Here is a 17,067-nt window from a genome sequence, read left to right as displayed (position 1 = left end):
CGTGGTCGGCCGCCCGGGCACCTGCGCACTAGGCTGGGCGCGACGGTCGGGAGGGGGCCAGGATGGCGGAGACGGCGGCGGCCGACGTCGCCGTGGTCGGGAGCGTCGACTCCCGCGACGACGCGGTCGGGGAGAGCCTGGGGCACCGGATCCGGCGGCTGCGCCTGGCCCGGGGTCTCACCCAGCAGCAGGTCGTCGGCTCCCGCTACACCCGCGCCTACCTGGGGGCCGTCGAGTCGGGTGCCCGGATGCCCAGCCCCGAGGCGCTGGCCCACTTCGCCGACCGCCTCGGGTTGGCGGTGGACGACCTGCGCCACGGTCGGCCGGCCCACGCGGCCGCTCAGCTCGCCGCCGAGCAGGCGGCGGCCCGCCGGGACCTCTCCGCCGGCAGGTTGGACGTCGCCGAGCGGGCGTTGACCGGGGTACGCCGCCGCGCGGAGCGCTACCGACTGTCCGAGCTGGCCGGTTGGGCCGGATACCACCTGGCGGAGGCCCAACTGCACCGGGGGCGCACCGAGGACGCCGCCACCCGGTACGACGAGCTTGCCGACCAACTGCCCGACGGCTGCCCGGCGCTGCGCGCGGCGGTGCTGGCCCGGCAGGCGTACTGCCTGCTGGTCGCCGGGGACGCGCCGCGGGCGGTGGCGATCCTGGAGGGCGGCCTGCGGGCCCTGCGGGCGGCGCCGCCGGTGGACGCCGACGCCGAGCTGCGCTTGACCAACGCGTTGATGTACACGTTCCTCGAGCTGAGCTGGCGGGAACGGGCCCGGCGGTTGGAGCGGGAGGTGACGCCCCTGCTGGCCCGGGCGACCAACCGGGAGTGGGTGGCGCAGTTCCACGCCGTCGCCGGGCAGTTGCGTCGCGACGGCGAGCTGGACGAGGCGGACCGGCACCTGCGGGAGGCCGTCCGCCGCTACACCGAGCTGGGGCTGACCCGGGAGATCGGCCTGTGTCACTGGGCTCGTGGCTACGTCCTGCTGCGGGCCGGGCGACCGGGGGAGGCGGGGGCGCAGTTGCGGCGCGCCCGGGAGACGCTGGGCGCCGTCGGCGCGGTGCTCGACCACGCCGGGGCGACGCTGGAGCTGGCCGAGGCGCGTCGGCGCGAGGGCGCGCTGGACGAGGCGGCCGAGCTGGCCGAGGAGGCGGCGGGGGCGGCGACCGCCAGCGACCACCGCGAGATCATGGCCGAGGCCGACCGGGTACGCGGGCTGGTGCGGGCCGCCCAGGGCGACGGCGAGCAGGCGCGGCGGCTGCTGCTGCGGGCCGTCGACCGGTACGAGCGGGCCGGCCTGATGGGCGACGTGGTGGTCACCTGCCGCCACCTCGCGGAGCTGTTGCTGGCCCGGGCACAGCGGGACGAGGCGGCGGCGGTGCTGCGCCGTGGCCTGCGCGCGGCGGAGCGGCTGTCGTGAGCCGGCCGGAGCCCGTCGTGGCGGGTGCGGCGGGCGGGCTGGGCGCGCGGGTGCAGCGGCTGCGCGCGGAACGGGGGCTCACGCAGCGCGCCCTGGCCGAGCCCCGGTACACCGCGGCCTACGTCTCCGCCGTGGAGAGCGGTCGCCGGGTGCCCTCCGCCGAGGCCGTCGCCCACTTCGCCGAGCGGCTCGGCGTCACGCCCTCGGACCTGACCACCGGCCGCTCGCCGGCGGAGGTGGTGCGCCTGCGGCTTCGGCTGGCCGAGGCCGACCTGGCCGGGTCCGCCGACGAGACGGCCGCCGTCTGCCGCGAGGTGGCCGGGGCCGCCGCCGAGCTGGCCGAGCCGGAGCTGGAAGCCCGGGCCCGGCTCGGCCTGGCGGGCGTGGCGCTGCGCCGCGACGAGCCGGGTGCCGCGTCGGCCCAGCTCGACCGGGCGGAGGCTCTCCTGGCGGGGGCGCCCCCGCACGTGCGCGCCGAGGCGGCGGCCGGCCGCGCCGGGCTGGCCTACCACGCCGGTGACCCGCGCTACGCCCGCTACCTGCTCACCGAGGCGCGGGACGCGCTGCTGCGCGACGGGTACCCGGATCCGTCGGTCCTGCTGGTCCTGCACGCCGAGCTGGTGCGCTGCCACGGCGCGCTCGGCGACGAGGGGGCGGCGGCGGATGCCGCCACGCAGGCCCTGGCCCTGGCGGTGCTCGCCGCGCCGGCCCGGGTCGCCGGTCTGCACCTGAGCCTCGCGTCCTCGTTGCTCGCCTCGGGGCGAACGGCGGAGGCCGCCGTCGCCGCCGAGCAGGCCCGCCAGGCGGCCCGGCAGGTTGCCATGCGGTGGCTGCTGGCGTGCTGTCACCGGGCCCGGGGGCAGGGGCGCCGGGGGGCCGGCGACCTGGCCGGCGCCCTCGCCGACCTGGCGAGGGCACACACGGTGCTGACGGACGCCGGGCAGCCGGCGCTGGCCCGCGAGGTCGGCGTGGAGCTGGCGGAGGTCTACCACGCGCTGGGCCAGCCGGCGCGGGCCGAGGCCCTGTTGCGCGACGCCGTCGACCTCGGCGGCGACCCGGTGGTCGCGGCCCGCGCCGACCGGGTGCGCGGCCTGCTGCGCGACGACGACGGCGACCGGGCCGGTGCCGAGCGGCACCTGCGGGCGGCGCTCGCCGGCTACCGGGCGGCCGGGCGGCGCCGGGAACTGGCGACGGTGGCCCTGCTGCTGGCGGACCTGTTGGAGGGGTGGGGTCGCCCCGGGGACGCGGTCGACCTGCTCCGCGAGGGGCTGCACCAGGTGGAGCAGCTCGGTGAACGGGTCGCCGTGCTCCGCGCCACGGCCTGAGCCCCCGGCGACGGGTACGCCGCCGGGGGCCCTTCGGCCGGGCCGCCGGGCCGGCCCGCCTGCGGACCGGGTCACCCGTCCGTTCGCCATCCCGTCGGCGGACGGGCGACCGGTCCAGTCGTGCGTCAGTCCCGGGCCCAGAGCGCCGGCGCGTTCGGCGGTTCCCAGCCGGGCTGGGCGGTGTGCGCCTGGAGACAGCGGTAACCGACCCCGCCGTAGGTGACCCGGGCACCGGCCGGGTACGCGGTGCCGGCCGCCCAGGTGCCGCCGGGTGCGGTGCCGGTCGGGGTGGGGGTGGGGCCGGAGGTCACGTTGAGGACGAAGTCGAAGCTCGCCTCCCGGCCGCCGTTCGCCGTGCGTACCGTCATCAGCAGCGCGGGGTCGAAGAGCGTGTCCGTGCTGTTGCGGGGCTCGCCGGGGAAGTACAGCTGGGTGGTGAGCACCGGCCGGTTCGGCGCCTGCGCCTTGACGTGGATGTGCCGCGTCCGTCCGGGATAGAGGCCCGGCACGATCGTGCTGAGCCGGTACGCGCCCGACGCGTCCGTGAACTGGTGGCCGCGCAGCCGGTAGCCGATGTTGTCGTAGCCGCCGTTGGTGTCGGCCTGCCAGAAGTCCAGCAGCACATCGGGGAGCGGCCGGCAGTCCAGCCCGAAGACGTGGCCGGTGACGGTGAGTCGGGTGCCGACCGTGCCGGCCTCGACGAGCGAGGAGCGGCGCGGTGAGTTCGGCTTGAAGTAAGGGCCCTCCATCTGCGCCGGCGTCGGGTCGTCGCCGTCGTCGCAGTACGGGGTGAGGGGCGGTACCGACGCGGGGTCGGCCGTCCTCGCGCCCACCGCCCGCGCGGCGCCGCTGACGAGGAACGGGGCGGGCAGGGCCAGTGCCGCCGCCCGCAGCACGCTCTTGCGTGTCACGCCGCCGTGGGGGCGGGCATCGTCTGGCTCCCGTGCGTCGCTGGCTGCACCGTTCATGAGCGTTCCTCCTGGTGGGCAACGGGTGTCGGGCCCGGCCGGCCCGGGAAGTCCCGGCACACCCGGGCGGGCCGGCGCGGCCGGCGCGGCCGGCGACCCGACGCTATTGACGGAGGTCGGGGTGCGTCGATGTGTCAGCCGGCGGAATCGTGGTGTTTTCCGCCGTGCCGGCGGAACGCGCCGGGGGAGTCGCCGGCCTCCCGGCGGAAGAACCGGCAGAAGTAGGCGGGGTCGGCGAAGCCGAGCCGGTCGGCGATCGCGGCCACGGTGAGGTCGGTCCGGGTCAGCAGGCGCTTCGCCTCCAGGACCCGGGCCCGGCGGATCAGCCGGGCGGGGGTGGCGCCGGTGGCCAGCGGGACCGCGTCGTTGAGGTGGCGCACCGACACGCCGATGCGACGGGCGTACGCGCGGGGAGGCTCGCCGACGAGGTCCGGCTCGCCGAGCAGCTCCTCGAAGCGGCGGGCTATCGCGGCGGCGCGCTGGTTGCGGATGCCCGGCCCGGGCGGCGGGCCGGGGGGCGGGCCCGTGGGTCGGGACCGGCGCACCTCGGTGAGCAGCAGGTGCAGGTAGGCGCGCAGGGTGCTCGCCCGGCCGGGCCCGCCCCGGCGGTACTCGGCCGTCGTCCATCGCATCAGGGTGGCGATCCGCCTCGCCTGCGCGTCGTCGCGCGGGCGCCAGGAGCGGTGCCCCGAGCGGTGCAGCGCGTCGCGGTCGGCCGGGAAGGTCAGCAGGAACTCGGCGGCGCAGAGCAGCACGTGCCCGCGTAGGTCGCGCTGGTCCTGCCAGTGGTGCACCTGGCCGGGCGTGACGACGAACAGGTGTGGCGGCCGGACGGGGTGGGCGTCGAGGTCGATGACGTGCGTGGCCCGCCCGTGGGTCACGTACACCAGCTCGTAGAAGACGTGCCGGTGCGGGAAGTCGGCGCGGGAGAGCGGGCCGATCTCCTCGAAGGACCCGACGGCGAAGGGCAGCTCGTCCGGGGCGGGTACCGCCAGGTCGTGCCGGGGCAGCGCCGGCGACGGGCCGGTCACGGGGCTCGGCGCCGGGGAGCGGGTGGCCCGCCCGGGGGCCGTGGCGGGTCGTGCGGGGACGGTCCTGGTCCGGGGGTCGTACGGACGCGGCGGGGACACGGGCGGCTCCGTTCGCGGTGGAGGGACGGGTTGCGATCGATCGCGACCTGTATTGACGGCATCGGATGTCTAACCTACGGTGAGGGCAACACGGTTAACAACATTTGTTGTTTCGTCTGTAGCGCATCGCCGCGACCCCGCCGTACGGCACTCGCATGCCTGATCAGGCGGGCCTGAGCCGACCCTCCACATCGTTCCGACCGCGAGGAGACCTCCATGCTCCGACGACCAACCACCGTGGCGGCAACTACCCTGAGTGCTGCCGCTCTGGTGCTGACCATGGCCCTGGCCACCCAGGCCGGTGCCGACACCACCTCCACCTCGACCGCGCCGGCCGCCGGACCCGGCAACGTCGCTCCGGAGATGTTCGCCGCCCTGCAACGCGACCTTGGGCTCACCCCGGACCAGGCCCGCGCCCGCCTGGCGGTCGACGATCGCGCCAGCCGCGCGCAGCAGGTGCTGCGGACCACGCTCGGTGCCGGCTACGGCGGCACCTGGGTCACCGACGAAGGTGCCGCCGTGGCGGTCGGCGTCACCCGCGCCGCCGACGCCGGCCCCGTCCGCGCCCTCGGCGCTGTCCCGGTCCCGGTCGCCTACGGCGAGGACACCCTGCACGCGGCGGTCGAGCGGCTGAACCGCCGGGCCGCCGCCGCGCCGGCCACCGTCATCGGCTGGTACGCCGACCTTCCCGGCAACTCCGTCGTGGTGCTGGCCCGCGACGGCGGCGCGGCCGCGGCCCGGTCCTTCGCCGCCGCGGCGGGTGTGCCGGCCGGCGCGGTGCGGGTCCAGGCCAGCACCGAGAACCCGAGGCCGTACGCCGACGTGATCGGTGGCAACGCCTACTACACCGGCGGCAGCCGGTGCTCGGTCGGGTTCTCCGTCAACGGCGGGTTCGTCACCGCCGGGCACTGCGGCCGGGTCGGCGCCCGCACCTCCCAGCCCGGTGGCACCGTCCGCGGCTCCACCTTCCCGGGCCGCGACTACGCCTGGGTGCAGGTGGACGCCGGGAACACCCCGCGCGGGCTGGTGAACAACTACCGCGGCGGCACGGTCACGGTGGCGGGCAGCGTCGAGGCAGCCGTGGGGGCGGCGGTCTGCCGGTCCGGCTCCACCACCGGCTGGCGCTGCGGCACCATCCAGCAGAAGAACGCCTCGGTGACCTACCCGGAGGGCACGGTCACCGGACTGACCCGGAGCAACGCCTGTGCGGAGCCGGGCGACTCCGGTGGCTCGTGGCTCTCCGGTGACCAGGCCCAGGGGGTCACCTCGGGCGGTTCCGGCAACTGCAGCACCGGCGGGACGATGTACTTCCAGCCGGTCAACGCGATCCTGGCGGCGTACGGGCTCAGCCTCGTCACCGCCGGCGGCCCCGCGCCGACCCCCACGCCCACCTCGACCGGCAACCCGCCCGGCGGCACGACCTGGCAGGTCGGCACCGGATACGCCGCCGGCGCGACGGTGAGCTACGCGGGCCAGTCGTACCGTTGCCTACAGGGACACACCGCCCAGCCGGGCTGGGAGCCGCCGAACGTGCCGGCGCTCTGGCAGCGGGTCTGAGCGCCGCCGCTGCGTCACGCGTACGCGCCACGGGCCCGGTCGCCGACCGGGCCCGTGGCCTGCCTGTGTGGGTTGTGGCGGCACGCCCCTCGGGGCCCGCCGTCCGCCGCCCGACGCCCGTGGCGGGTCAGAGGCTGCCGCGGAAGGTGTCGCAGGACTTCGGGTCGCCGGTGGAGTAGCCCCGGGTGAACCACTCCTTGCGCTCGGCGGAGGAGCCGTGGGTGAACTCGTCCGGGTTCACCGGCCGGTTGGCCCGCTTGGAGATGGCGTCGTCGCCGATCTTCTCGGCGGTGTCGATGGCCTGCTGGATGTCCTGCTCGCTGATGCTGGTGAAGATCTTCTGGCCGCTCGCGTCGGCGGTGCCGGTGGCGTTCTTCGCCCACGCGCCGGCGTAGCAGTCGGCCTGCAACTCCAGCTTCACCGAGAGCGCGTTCGCGTTGTCCGGGTCGCGCTGCTGCTGGCGGCGCATCTGGGCCTCGGTGCCGAGGAGGTCCTGCACGTGGTGGCCGTACTCGTGGGCGAGCACGTACGGCTGCGCGAACTCGCCGGAGGCGCCGAGCTGCTGGGCGAGCACCTGGTAGAAGGTGAGGTCGATGTAGACGAGGTCGTCGGCGGGGCAGTAGAACGGGCCGACGCCGGAGTCGGCCTGCCCGCAGGCGGTGTTGACGCCCTGGCTGAAGAACACCGTCCGGGACGGGCGGTACTGCTCGCCGAACGCCTCGGGCAGGGCCTTCTGCCAGTACTCCTGGATGGAGTTGACGTAGAGGGCGTTGCGGCAGTCGAGCTGCTGGAGCGCGTCCTCGGCCGAGCACTTCTGCTCCAGCGACGCGTTGTCGCCCTGCGGCTCGTCGCCGCCGTTGGTGGCCGCGTTCAGGCCGAAGCCGCCGCCGACGAGCGCGACGAGCACCGCGATGACGAGGCCGACGATGCCGCCCCGGCCGCCGCCGATCGGGATCCGGATGCCGCCCAGCCCGCCGCCCCCGCCGGATCCCCGCCGGTCGTCCACCTGGCTGGTGTCGATCCGCGCGTTCTCGTTCAGCTCCATGTCAACCCCGATCACCGTTTTGATCCGTCTTGGTGGTTGCGGTACCGGACCGGGTCCGGACGGCGTTTCGGTACCCGATGATCTTGATCGGTAATCCGGCGGGGCGGTCCGGCGGCGCCCGGTACACTTGCCCCGTGCTGCTCTGCGAAGGCTGAACCGCCCCGCGCCGACGGGCCTTGTGCTCGCCGGCGCTTTCGCGTGCCCTGAGTCAGCCCTTCCAGACCCCGAGAGCGAGTCCTCCGACATGATCACTGCCACCGGCCTGGAGCTGCGCGCCGGCGCCCGCATCCTGCTGTCCGACACCACGCTGCGGGTGCAGCCGGGTGACCGGATCGGCCTGGTCGGCCGCAACGGCGCCGGCAAGACCACCACGTTGAAGGTGCTCGCCGGCGAGGGCCAGCCGTACGCCGGTCAGATCGACCGCCGCAGCGCCATCGGCTACCTCCCGCAGGACCCCCGGACCGGCGACCTGGAGGTCACCGGCCGCGACCGGGTGCTCTCCGCCCGGGGCCTGGACGTGCTGATGGCCCAGATGAAGGAGATCGAGACCAGGCTCGCCGACGGCGCCGACGACAAGCTGGTCCGTCGCTACGGCGCGCTGGAGGACCAGTTCGCCTCCCTCGGCGGGTACGCGGCCGAGGCCGAGGCCGCCCGGATCTGCGCCAACCTCGGCCTGCCGGACCGCGCGCTGGCGCAGACCATCGGCACGCTCTCCGGCGGTCAGCGCCGCCGCATCGAGCTGGCCCGGATCCTGTTCCGCGACGCGGGCGAGAACGGCGGCGGCATCCTGCTGCTCGACGAGCCGACCAACCACCTCGACGCCGACTCGATCACCTGGCTGCGCAGCTTCCTCGCCAACCACAAGGGCGGCCTGATCGTGATCTCCCACGACGGCTCGCTGCTGGAGTCGGTGGTCAACAAGGTGTGGTTCCTCGACGCCACCCGCTCCGTGGTCGACGTCTACAACCTGGGCTGGAAGGCGTACCTGGAGGCCCGCGAGACCGACGAGCGGCGCCGCCGCCGGGAGCGGGCCAACGCCGAGAAGAAGGCCGGCGCGCTGATGGCGCAGGCCGACAAGATGCGGGCCAAGGCCACCAAGACCGTCGCCGCGCAGAACATGGCCCGGCGGGCCGAGAAGCTCATCTCCGGCCTGGAGGAGGTACGCGTCGCCGACAAGGTGGCGAAGGTGCGCTTTCCGAGCCCGGCCCCGTGCGGCAAGACCCCGCTCACCGCGACCGGCCTGTCGAAGTCGTACGGCTCGCTGGAGATCTTCACCGACGTGAACGTGGCGGTCGACCGGGGCTCCCGGGTGGCCATCCTGGGGCTCAACGGCGCCGGCAAGACCACCCTGCTGCGGATGCTCGGCGGCCTGCTGGAGCCGGACACCGGCGAGGTGCACGCCGGCCACGGCCTGCGGCTCGGCTACTACGCGCAGGAGCACGAGACGCTCGACGTGGACCGTACGGTGCTGGAGCACATGCGCAGCGCCGCCATCGAGCAGACCGACACCGACCTGCGCAAGATCCTCGGGGCGTTCCTGTTCTCCGGCGACGACGTGGACAAGCCGGCCGGCGTGCTCTCCGGCGGCGAGAAGACCCGGCTCGCGCTGGCCACCCTGGTCTGCTCCGGGGCGAACGTGCTGCTGCTCGACGAGCCGACGAACAACCTCGACCCGGTCAGCCGGGAGCAGGTGCTCGACGCCATCGCCCGTTACCCGGGCGCGATCGTGCTGGTCACCCACGATCCCGGTGCGGTCATGGCGCTGAAGCCCGACCGCGCCATCCTGCTGCCCGACGGCGACGAGGACGCCTGGAGCGACGACCTGCTCGAACTCGTCGAACTGGCCTGACCCACCCACTCCGACCCGCCCCGCCCGCCCCGGCCCTCGGGGTGGGTGCGGGTGGGGCGTGCGGTCAGCGCAGGAGGTCGCGTAGGTGGGGCAGGATGCCCGAGGTGGCCAGGATGACCACGCCGATGGCGATGAAGATCGCCGGAACGAGCCGGTGGCCCGCGCGCCCGACCAGCCCCGTCACCCGGGGGTGGTTGCCGAGCCAGCGCCGGCCGCACACCACAGCGCGATGAGCACCACGAAGACCAGTAGGAACACCGCGCTGTCCGCCGGACCGAGCGCCCGGAACACCGGTACGTAGACGGCGATGTTGTCGGCGCCGTTGGCGATCGTCACCCCGGCCACGCCGACGGCGGAGCCCACCACCGCGGGTGTCTCGTCGGCGTCGCGGTCGAGCAGCGCGCGGACGCCGAGAGCGACCGGCAGCAGGCCGAGCAGCCCCGTCCAGGGGTCGGGCACCACCAGGAGCCCGGCCGCGACCACGGCGCTGGCCAGCGCGAGCGCGCCGATGCCCAGGTACTGCCCGGCGACGATCTGCCAGGGCCGGGGGCGGCCGGTGGTGCGCGCGGCGACGAAGAGCAGCGTCAGGACGACGATGTCGTCGATGTCGGTGGCGGCGAACACCACGGCGGCGCCGGCCGCGGTGCCCAACAGGTCGATCACGCCAGCAGGGTACGGGCGGGCCGCCACCGCGCCCGGCGCCGAGGGGCGGGCGGGCCCCGGGCCGCGTCGGGAGCATCACGCTATCGGGAAGCTGACATTGCATAGCGTGTCGGTTGGCGAAGAGTTGATATCTGGCGCATGATCGTTCGAGGCGGTCTAATAGGTGGGACCGTATCCGAACCGCACAGTCTGGGACGTGAGGACACAGCATGGCAGCCACTGGCACAGCCACCAGCACTGAGAAGGGTCGCCGGATCGTCGGAGCCGAGCGTCAGACGCTCGCCAAGGACCTGGTAAAGCGGTACACCTCGGGTGAGAGCATCCGCGCGCTCGCGGCCTCGACCGGCCGTTCCTACGGGTTCATCCACCGGGTGCTCACCGAGTCCGGGGTTCAGCTGCGGCAGCGTGGCGGCGCCCGACGCCGCAAGAAGGCGTGACCCGCCCACCAGCGTCGTCCATCAGCGCCGCTCCCCGGGTCGCTCGGTGACCGCCGAGGCGACCGGGGTCCGGCTGGAATGCGACGGGCCGGTCGCGACGGTCACGTTGTGCCGGCCCGACGTGCTCAACGCGCAGACCCCGGCGATGTGGCGCGCGATGAGCGACTTCTCGCGGGACCTTCCCGGCGACGTCCGCGTCGTGGTCGTACGCGGCGAGGGGCGGGCGTTCTCCGCCGGCCTCGACCTGTCGGTGGCCGGAGCCGCCGGCCCGGGGTCGTTCGCCGAGCTGGCCACCCTGCCCGAGCAGGAGTGCGCCGACCGGATCGCGGAATACCAGGGCGGCTTCACCTGGCTGCACCGTCCCGACGTCGTCTCCGTCGCCGCCGTGCAGGGGCACGCGATCGGCGCGGGCTTCCAGCTGGCGCTCGCCTGCGACCTGCGCGTGCTCGCCGAGGACGCGAAGCTCTCCATGGCCGAGGTGACGCTCGGCCTGGTCCCGGATCTCGCCGGCACCGGCCGCCTGGTCGACCTGGTCGGCTACAGCCGTGCGCTGGAGATCTGCGCGACCGGCCGGCGGATGGACGCCGCCGAGGCGGACCGGATCGGCCTGGCCACCCTGGTGGTGCCGACCGCCGAGCTGGACGCCGCGGTGCGTGACCTGACCGCCGGGCTGCTGGCCAACGACCGCAACGCGGTGGTGGAGATCAAGGCCCTGCTGGCCGGCGCGACCGGTCGGTCCGCCGCGGACCAGCAGCGGGCCGAGCGGGAGGCGCAGACCCGCCGGCTGCGTGACCTCGCCGGGCGGGGAGAGTAAGTAGTAAGGACCGTTCGGGAAGATCGGGGTTACGGCCGAGGTTGTCAGAGTCGTCGGGAGAATTGACCTGACGGTGCGGTCAGCCCGACGACCCGGAGGTGAACGTGTCCAACTCGATGTCGGGCGGCGGCATGGCCGGTTGGAGCATGCTCCGGTCGATGCGCAACCGCGACGAGATCTCCACCCACCGGCTCAAGCGCGGGGTGGCCCGCCGGATCGTGGCCTTCGCCGGGCCCTACCGCCGGGACATCGTCGTCTTCCTGGTCACGGTGGTGCTGGCCGCGGTCATCGGCGTCGCCACCCCGGTGCTCGCCGGCGACGTGATCGACACGATCACCCGGGGCGGCACCGACGCCGGCAACGCGGTGGTCCGGCTGGCCCTCGTCATCGCCGGGCTCGCGGTGGCCGACGCGCTGCTCTCCCTCGCCCAGCGGTGGTATTCGGCCCGCATCGGCGAGGGCATCATCCTCGACCTGCGCACCCGGGTCTACGACCACGTCCAGCGGATGCCGCTGCAGTTCTTCACCCGCACCCAGACCGGCGCGCTGGTCAGCCGGCTCAACAACGACGTGCTCGGCGCGCAGCGGGCGTTCACCTCGACCCTGTCCGGGGTGGTCAGCAACGTCATCCAGCTCGTGCTCACCGCCGCGGTGATGTTCACCCTCTCCTGGCAGATCACCGCGCTCTCCCTGGTGCTGCTGCCGGTCTTCATCATCCCGGCCCGCCGGGTCGGCAAGCGGCTCGCCGAGATCACCCGGGAGTCCTACAACCTCGACGCGAAGATGAACGCGACGATGACCGAGCGGTTCGGCGTCTCGGGCGCGTTGCTGGTGAAGCTCTTCGGCCGGCCCGAGGTGGAGGCACGCCGGTTCGCCGGGCGGGCCGAGCGGGTCCGCGACATCGGCATCCAGTCCGCGATGTACTCGCGGACCTTCTTCGTGGCGATGCTGCTGGTCGCCTCGCTTGCCCAGGCGCTCACCTACGGCCTCGGCGGATGGCTGGCGGTCACCGGCAACGTCAGCGCCGGCACCGTGGTGACCCTCGCCCTGCTGCTCACCCGCCTCTACGGCCCGCTGACCGCGCTGTCCAACGTCCGGGTCGACGTGATGAGCGCGCTGGTCTCCTTCGACCGGGTTTTCGAGGTGCTCGACCTGAAGCCGACGATCGAGGAGAAACCCGACGCCGTGCCGGTGCCCCGGGCCAGCGGCCGGGTCGAGTTCCGCGACGTCCGGTTCCGCTACCCCAGCGCCGCCGAGATCTCGCTCGCCTCCCTGGAGGAGGTCGCCGCCCTCGACCGTACGGTCAACGAGCCCGTGCTCAAGGGCGTCTCGTTCGCGGTCGAGCCGGGGCAGATGGTGGCGCTGGTCGGCCCCTCCGGCGCCGGCAAGTCGACGCTGTCGATGCTGATCTCCCGCATCTACGACGTCACGGACGGGCAGGTGCTGGTCGGCGGGGTCGACGTCCGCGACGCCACCCTCGCCTCGCTGCGCGACGAGATCGGCGTGGTCACCCAGGACTCGCACCTGTTCCACGAGACCATCGCCGAGAACCTGCGCTACGCCAGGCCCGACGCCACCGACGACGAGATCTGGGCGGCCCTGGCCGGGGCGCAGGTCGCCGACCTGGTCCGGTCGCTGCCGGAGGGGCTGGAGACCCTCGTCGGCGAGCGCGGCTACCGCTTCTCCGGCGGCGAGAAGCAGCGCATCGCCATCGCCCGGCTGCTGCTCAAGGCCCCGTCGATCGTGATCCTCGACGAGGCGACGGCGCACCTCGACTCGGAGAGCGAGGCCGCCGTGCAGCGGGCGCTGTCGGTGGCGCTGACCGGGCGTACCGCGCTGGTGATCGCGCACCGGCTCTCGACCGTCCGCGACGCCGACCAGATCCTGGTGCTCGACGACGGGCGGATCGTCGAGCGGGGGCGGCACGAGGAACTGGTGGCCGTGGGCGGGCTCTACGCCGAGCTCTACCGCACCCAGTTCGCGGTCGCCGACTCGCCCACCCCGTACGCCGACGCGACCGGGCCCGAGCCGGTGGCCGTGCCGCCGCTGCGGCCCTACCTCGCCGACGAGGCGCTGCCGCCGGCCGCGGCCAACTGACGGCTGCCGCTGCCGGCTGACACGCGCCTCAGCCGGCGGCGACCGCCGCCCGCAACTCCCCGAAGGCGGCGCCGAGCGTCTCGGGGGTGAAGTGCGCGTTCAGGCCGCTGGGGTTGGGCAGCACCCAGAGCCGGGCGCCGGCCAGCCGCTGCGGCTGCGGCCCGAAGGCGGCCTTCGGCCGGGCGAACCCGATCCGGTACGCGGTGACCCCGACCACGGCCACCCACCGGGGGCGATGACGCTCGACCTTGCCGGTGAGGATCTCCGCCCCCTCGACCAGCTCGGCCGGGGTCAGCTCGTCGGCGCGGGCGCTGGCCCGCGCGACCATGTTGCTGATGCCCAGCCCGTACCCGGGCAGCTCGTCCTGCTCGCTGGGATGCAGCAGCCGGGGCGTGAAGCCGCCCCGGTGCAGCGCGGGCCAGAACCGGTTGCCCGGCCGGGCGAAGTGCCACCCGGTCGCGGCCGACCACAGGCCCGGATTGATGCCCACGAAGAGCGCGTCCAGGCCGGGGGCGATGACGTCGGGGATGGTGCGCTCGGCCGCCGCGGCGAGTTCCTCCCGCGTGGGCCGCGGATACCGCCCGGCCGTCTCCGCCGCCCGCCCCCGCCGCCGGGCGGGGGAGCCGGGACCGGGCCTGCCGGCGGGCGTGGCCATCACAGGCCCCGCAGCACGCCGCCGTCGACCGGCACGGTGACGCCGGTCAGGTAGCTCGCGGCGGGGGAGAGCACGAACGCGGCGACCCGGCCGAACTCGGCCGGCGCGCCGATGCGGCGCAGCGGGATGGCGGCCTCGGCCTCCGCGCGGGCCCGTTCGGGGTCGCCGGTGGCGGCGAAGAGCTCCACGTTGCGGTCGGTCATGATCCGCCCGGGCAGCAGGCCGACCACCCGCACGCCCCGGGGGCCGTACTCGTCGGCGACGTCCTTGGCCATGCCCGCCAGGCCGGGCCGCAGGCCGTTGGAGATGCCCAGGCCGGGCACCGGCCCGCGCGCCGAGGTCGACAGCACCAGCCCGACCGCCCCGCCGTCGCCTCCGGCCAGGTTCTCGGCGACGGTGCGGACCATGCGTACGGTGCCGAGGAAGACCGTCTCGAAGGAGCGGCGCCACTGCTCGTCGGTGACCGAGGCGGCGCTGCCCGGCGGCGGCCCGCCGACCGAGACCAGCGCCCCGTCGAGCCGTCCGAAGTGCTCGCGGGCCGCGGCCACGAGGCGCTCCGGCGTCTGGGCGTCGGCCAGGTCGGCGGTGAGCCCGACCGCCCGCTCCGGCCCGCCGAGGCGCTGCGCGGCGGCGGCCACCGCATCGGCGTCGCGGGCGGAGAGCACCACGCGGGCGCCGTCGGCGACGAGGCACTGCGCGGTGGCGAAGCCCAGCCCCCGGGAGGCGCCGGTCAGCACGTACACCCGATCGGTCAGTCCGAGATCCATGCCGTCGATCCTGCCGCACCCGGCCGGATCCGCCAGCGGGGCCCTCGGGCCGGTCGGCGGCGGGCGGTCAGCGGCGGGCGGGACGCAGCAGGCGTACCCGGCCGGCGACCTGGACCGCGACGGCCCCGCCGGCGCGCCCCCAGGCCGGCAGCCGACGCGGGCGCGGCGGCCGGCGCCCGTCGTAGCGGTCGGCGGCCTCGCGCACGGCCAGCTCCTCCGCGCCGAGCGGCGGCAGCGCGCCCCGGTCGCGCAGGTCGCGGGCCAGGTCCCAGCCGTCGCGCAGCGAGCCCCCGGTCGGCCGCCCCGCCGCCCACCCGGCGAAGGTCTCCGGCCACCGGGGGCCGAGTCCGGCGGCGAGCAGCGGCCAGTGCCGGGCCACCTCCCCCGCGCGCTTGCGCAGCAGCGCGGCCCCGGCGGCGGCGACCGCCGCCGGGTCGAAGCCCGCCGGCACGGGGCCGCCGGCGACCAGCGCCGCCACCAGCGCCGCCTGCCGCTCGGCCAGATCACCGCTCACGTCACCACCGGGAAGCCGGACGCGGCGGCGAGGGCGTCCAACTCGGCGCGGAGCACCGGGGCGGGCGGGTAGTGCCCGTCGCGTTCCAGCAGGAGGGCCGGCGGCCGGCGGCGGGCGCACAGCTCGCGTAGCAGGTCGAGCACCGCCGGGGGCACCGGATCGGTGTGCGTGTCGTGGTAGTAGCCGCCGTGGTCGGCGCCGCCCGCCACGTGCACGTAGGAGACCCGCTCCAGCGGCAGCCGGTCGAGCAGCGCCGAAGGGTCGGTGCCCCGGTTGCGGGCGTTGGCGTACACGTTGGCGACGTCGAGCAGCAGGAACGCGCCGGTGCGGTCCAGGATCTCGGTGAGGAAGTCGGCCTCGTCCAGCTCGTCGTCGGGCCAGTCGAACAGGGCCGCGATCGGTTCCAGCGCGAGCGGCACCGGCAGCGCGGCCTGCGCGCGGGCGACGTTGGCGCAGACCGCGTCGACCGCCTCCCGGCTGCGGGGCAGCGGCAGCAGGTGACCGGCCTCGACGCCGCCGGCCCGGACGAAGGCGATGTGCTCGCTGACCAGCGGCGCCCCGACCAGCTCCGCCACCGCGCCCAGGTGGGCGACGCGCGCCGGGTCGACCGGTTCCGCGCCGCCGAGGGAGAGCCGCACACCGTGCGGTACGACCGTCACGCCGCGCTCGCGCAGCGCGGCCAGCCCGGCGGGCGGGGGCCCGGTCGCGGCGACGCTCTCCGCGACCACCTCCACGAAGCGCAGCCCGGGCAGGTCGGCGACGAACCCGGCGATCTCGGGCCGCCAGCCGATGCCCACGCCGGCGGGGCCGGTCATCCGCCGCACCCGCCTCCGCCGCAACCCCCGCCGCCGCCGCACGAGCTGCCCCCGCTGCACGAGCTGCCCCCGCCGCACCCGCCGCCGGAGGAGGAGGCCCCGGAGCCGCTGATCGCCTGGCGTTGGATCTCGGCCTGGCTGGCGAAGCCGGGGTCCATGGCGTAGAGCGACGCGGTGCCGAACAGGGCGACCCCCATCGCGGCGCCCGCCGCGCCGTAGGTGGCGTAGGCGGGGGCCGAGGCGGGCGCGAGGTAGGTGTGCCGACGCCGCAGGTCGCGCAGGGCCCGGGTGGCGGCGCGGGTGCGCCACGGCACCCGGTACAGGAGGACGGCCACGACGATCAGCGGGACCTGGCTCAGCACGAGCCAGCCCACCGGACGGTCGTTGCCCAGACCCGCGAAGATGCGCAACACGCCGACCAGCAGCAGGGCGGAGAGCAGGAACGCGCCCCGGCGCAGCGCGGCCCGGTCGGCCGGTGCGAGCGCGAGCCCGCGCTGCTCCAGGCTCGTCCTGAGCTGGTCGAGCGCCCGGCGGACCCACTCGTCACGGGCCAGTTCCCGGGTGGTGGCGTTGCGCCCGGCGGCCAGGTGGACGGCCTGGTCGAGCGGCGTGATCCCGGCCGGCAGCGGACCGCCGGTGGTGAGTCGCCGGTCCGGGCGTACGCCGATCGCCCCGCTGCTGCGCAGCCCGCCGAGCGAGGCCCAGATCGCCAGCTGCTGCCCGCCGTTGAGGTAGGCGACCTGCTGCGGACCGAGCTGACTCACGTCGCCCACCTGCGGCCCGGCGAGGACCGAGAGGCGGTGGACGACCGTGCCGACAATGATCACGACGGCGGCGGGGAGGTAGACCCCGAGGAAGGCGGGACCGGAGATGCCCCAGGTGTCACCAGGTGCGGCGAGGACGGTCATGTGCTGCTCCTGTCGGGCGAGGGGGATCGCGACCCAATTGTGGAGCAGGCCCGCCAGGGGTGGACCCACCGCGTCGACCGGGTTACCCGACCGGTACGCAGCGGCGCGAGGG

At 75.3% G+C, this 17,067-nt stretch carries 16 protein-coding genes; 7 read left to right on the top strand and 9 right to left on the bottom strand.

All coding sequences use genetic code 11. The annotated features are described in order from the left end of the window. Positions 1-62: 62 nt before the first annotated feature. Positions 63-1,412, top strand: coding sequence for a helix-turn-helix domain-containing protein (locus ACFHW0_RS00160; RefSeq protein ID WP_416604613.1), 1,350 nt, complete (start codon positions 63-65; stop codon positions 1,410-1,412). Continuing rightward, entirely contained in the window at positions 1,409-2,737 is a 1,329-nt protein-coding gene (locus ACFHW0_RS00155; protein ID WP_416604611.1) for a helix-turn-helix domain-containing protein, read from the top strand. The genes ACFHW0_RS00160 and ACFHW0_RS00155 overlap by 4 nt, the downstream gene beginning before the upstream one ends. A gap of 125 nt (positions 2,738-2,862) precedes the next feature. Here ACFHW0_RS00155 and ACFHW0_RS00150 read toward each other — a convergent pair whose 3' ends face one another. Together ACFHW0_RS00150 and ACFHW0_RS00145 are read right to left on the bottom strand one after the other, a co-directional pair. Next, complete coding sequence (locus ACFHW0_RS00150) at positions 2,863-3,648, bottom strand: carbohydrate-binding protein (protein ID WP_416604610.1); 786 nt, start codon at positions 3,646-3,648, stop codon at positions 2,863-2,865. 191 nt (positions 3,649-3,839) lie between these two features. Then, a complete protein-coding gene (locus ACFHW0_RS00145) occupies positions 3,840-4,835 on the bottom strand; it encodes a helix-turn-helix domain-containing protein (RefSeq protein WP_416604608.1) in 996 nt (331 codons plus the stop codon). 216 nt (positions 4,836-5,051) lie between these two features. On the opposite strand from ACFHW0_RS00145, the gene ACFHW0_RS00140 reads away from it, so the two are divergent. Further along, the gene (locus ACFHW0_RS00140) at positions 5,052-6,392 is read left to right on the top strand and encodes a carbohydrate-binding protein (protein ID WP_416604606.1); all 1,341 of its coding nucleotides are present in this window, start codon (positions 5,052-5,054) and stop codon (positions 6,390-6,392) included. Positions 6,393-6,519: 127 nt separating this feature from the next. Here ACFHW0_RS00140 and ACFHW0_RS00135 read toward each other — a convergent pair whose 3' ends face one another. Beyond that, on the bottom strand, positions 6,520-7,437 hold the full coding sequence (locus tag ACFHW0_RS00135) for a neutral zinc metallopeptidase (protein ID WP_416605223.1): 918 nt from the start codon (positions 7,435-7,437) through the stop codon (positions 6,520-6,522). A 244-nt stretch (positions 7,438-7,681) separates the two neighbouring features. On the opposite strand from ACFHW0_RS00135, the gene ACFHW0_RS00130 reads away from it, so the two are divergent. Further along, positions 7,682-9,286 carry an ABC-F family ATP-binding cassette domain-containing protein gene (locus ACFHW0_RS00130; RefSeq protein ID WP_121400702.1) on the top strand — a complete coding sequence of 535 codons (1,605 nt, stop codon included), beginning with the start codon at positions 7,682-7,684 and terminating at the stop codon, positions 9,284-9,286. A gap of 180 nt (positions 9,287-9,466) precedes the next feature. Here ACFHW0_RS00130 and ACFHW0_RS00125 read toward each other — a convergent pair whose 3' ends face one another. Continuing rightward, positions 9,467-9,949, bottom strand: a complete 483-nt coding sequence (locus ACFHW0_RS00125) for a cadmium resistance transporter (protein ID WP_416604604.1) — start codon at positions 9,947-9,949, stop codon at positions 9,467-9,469. A gap of 209 nt (positions 9,950-10,158) precedes the next feature. Between ACFHW0_RS00125 and ACFHW0_RS00120 the strand changes: the two genes are divergently transcribed. The 3 genes from ACFHW0_RS00120 to ACFHW0_RS00110 all read left to right on the top strand — a co-directional run bounded on the left by ACFHW0_RS00120 (position 10,159) and on the right by ACFHW0_RS00110 (position 13,296). Beyond that, positions 10,159-10,386: a helix-turn-helix domain-containing protein gene (locus ACFHW0_RS00120; protein WP_007462679.1), complete on the top strand. Its 228-nt coding sequence runs from the start codon at positions 10,159-10,161 to the stop codon at positions 10,384-10,386. A 46-nt stretch (positions 10,387-10,432) separates the two neighbouring features. After that, entirely contained in the window at positions 10,433-11,200 is a 768-nt protein-coding gene (locus tag ACFHW0_RS00115) for an enoyl-CoA hydratase/isomerase family protein (RefSeq protein WP_416604600.1), read from the top strand. 116 nt (positions 11,201-11,316) lie between these two features. Further along, positions 11,317-13,296, top strand: coding sequence for an ABC transporter ATP-binding protein (locus tag ACFHW0_RS00110; RefSeq protein WP_416605222.1), 1,980 nt, complete (start codon positions 11,317-11,319; stop codon positions 13,294-13,296). A gap of 28 nt (positions 13,297-13,324) precedes the next feature. Here the strand turns inward: ACFHW0_RS00110 and mug are convergent, their stop codons facing one another. From mug to ACFHW0_RS00085, 5 genes are all read right to left on the bottom strand, one after another. Next, a complete protein-coding gene (mug, locus tag ACFHW0_RS00105) occupies positions 13,325-13,951 on the bottom strand; it encodes a G/U mismatch-specific DNA glycosylase (protein ID WP_416604599.1) in 627 nt (208 codons plus the stop codon). Next, positions 13,951-14,718 carry an SDR family oxidoreductase gene (locus tag ACFHW0_RS00100; RefSeq protein WP_366642207.1) on the bottom strand — a complete coding sequence of 256 codons (768 nt, stop codon included), beginning with the start codon at positions 14,716-14,718 and terminating at the stop codon, positions 13,951-13,953. Before ACFHW0_RS00100 ends, mug begins: the two co-directional genes overlap by 1 nt. A 67-nt stretch (positions 14,719-14,785) precedes the next feature. Further along, positions 14,786-15,232, bottom strand: coding sequence for a hypothetical protein (locus ACFHW0_RS00095; protein ID WP_416604597.1), 447 nt, complete (start codon positions 15,230-15,232; stop codon positions 14,786-14,788). Next, entirely contained in the window at positions 15,229-16,047 is an 819-nt protein-coding gene (locus ACFHW0_RS00090) for a DUF692 domain-containing protein (protein ID WP_416604595.1), read from the bottom strand. Before ACFHW0_RS00090 ends, ACFHW0_RS00095 begins: the two co-directional genes overlap by 4 nt. Then, a complete protein-coding gene (locus tag ACFHW0_RS00085; RefSeq protein WP_416604594.1) occupies positions 16,044-16,955 on the bottom strand; it encodes a TIGR04222 domain-containing membrane protein in 912 nt (303 codons plus the stop codon). The genes ACFHW0_RS00090 and ACFHW0_RS00085 overlap by 4 nt, the downstream gene beginning before the upstream one ends. Positions 16,956-17,067 lie beyond the last annotated feature (112 nt).

This window comes from Micromonospora sp. LOL_025 (assembly GCF_048060285.1).
Taxonomy (GTDB): domain Bacteria; phylum Actinomycetota; class Actinomycetes; order Mycobacteriales; family Micromonosporaceae; genus Micromonospora.
This window is presented reverse-complemented; position numbering and strand designations above follow the sequence as displayed.

What these genes read in the sequence shown, in the direction of transcription:
- ACFHW0_RS00160 (WP_416604613.1), top strand. Translation starts at nt 63, where the DNA reads ATGGCGGAGACGGCGGCGGCCGACGTCGCCGTGGTCGGGAGCGTCGAC.
- ACFHW0_RS00140 (WP_416604606.1), top strand. Translation starts at nt 5,052, where the DNA reads ATGCTCCGACGACCAACCACCGTGGCGGCAACTACCCTGAGTGCTGCC.
- ACFHW0_RS00135 (WP_416605223.1), bottom strand. Translation starts at nt 7,437, where the DNA reads ATGGAGCTGAACGAGAACGCGCGGATCGACACCAGCCAGGTGGACGAC.
- ACFHW0_RS00130 (WP_121400702.1), top strand. Translation starts at nt 7,682, where the DNA reads ATGATCACTGCCACCGGCCTGGAGCTGCGCGCCGGCGCCCGCATCCTG.
- ACFHW0_RS00120 (WP_007462679.1), top strand. Translation starts at nt 10,159, where the DNA reads ATGGCAGCCACTGGCACAGCCACCAGCACTGAGAAGGGTCGCCGGATC.
- ACFHW0_RS00110 (WP_416605222.1), top strand. Translation starts at nt 11,317, where the DNA reads ATGTCGGGCGGCGGCATGGCCGGTTGGAGCATGCTCCGGTCGATGCGC.
- mug (WP_416604599.1), bottom strand. Translation starts at nt 13,951, where the DNA reads ATGGCCACGCCCGCCGGCAGGCCCGGTCCCGGCTCCCCCGCCCGGCGG.
- ACFHW0_RS00100 (WP_366642207.1), bottom strand. Translation starts at nt 14,718, where the DNA reads ATGGATCTCGGACTGACCGATCGGGTGTACGTGCTGACCGGCGCCTCC.
- ACFHW0_RS00090 (WP_416604595.1), bottom strand. Translation starts at nt 16,047, where the DNA reads ATGACCGGCCCCGCCGGCGTGGGCATCGGCTGGCGGCCCGAGATCGCC.
- ACFHW0_RS00085 (WP_416604594.1), bottom strand. Translation starts at nt 16,955, where the DNA reads ATGACCGTCCTCGCCGCACCTGGTGACACCTGGGGCATCTCCGGTCCC.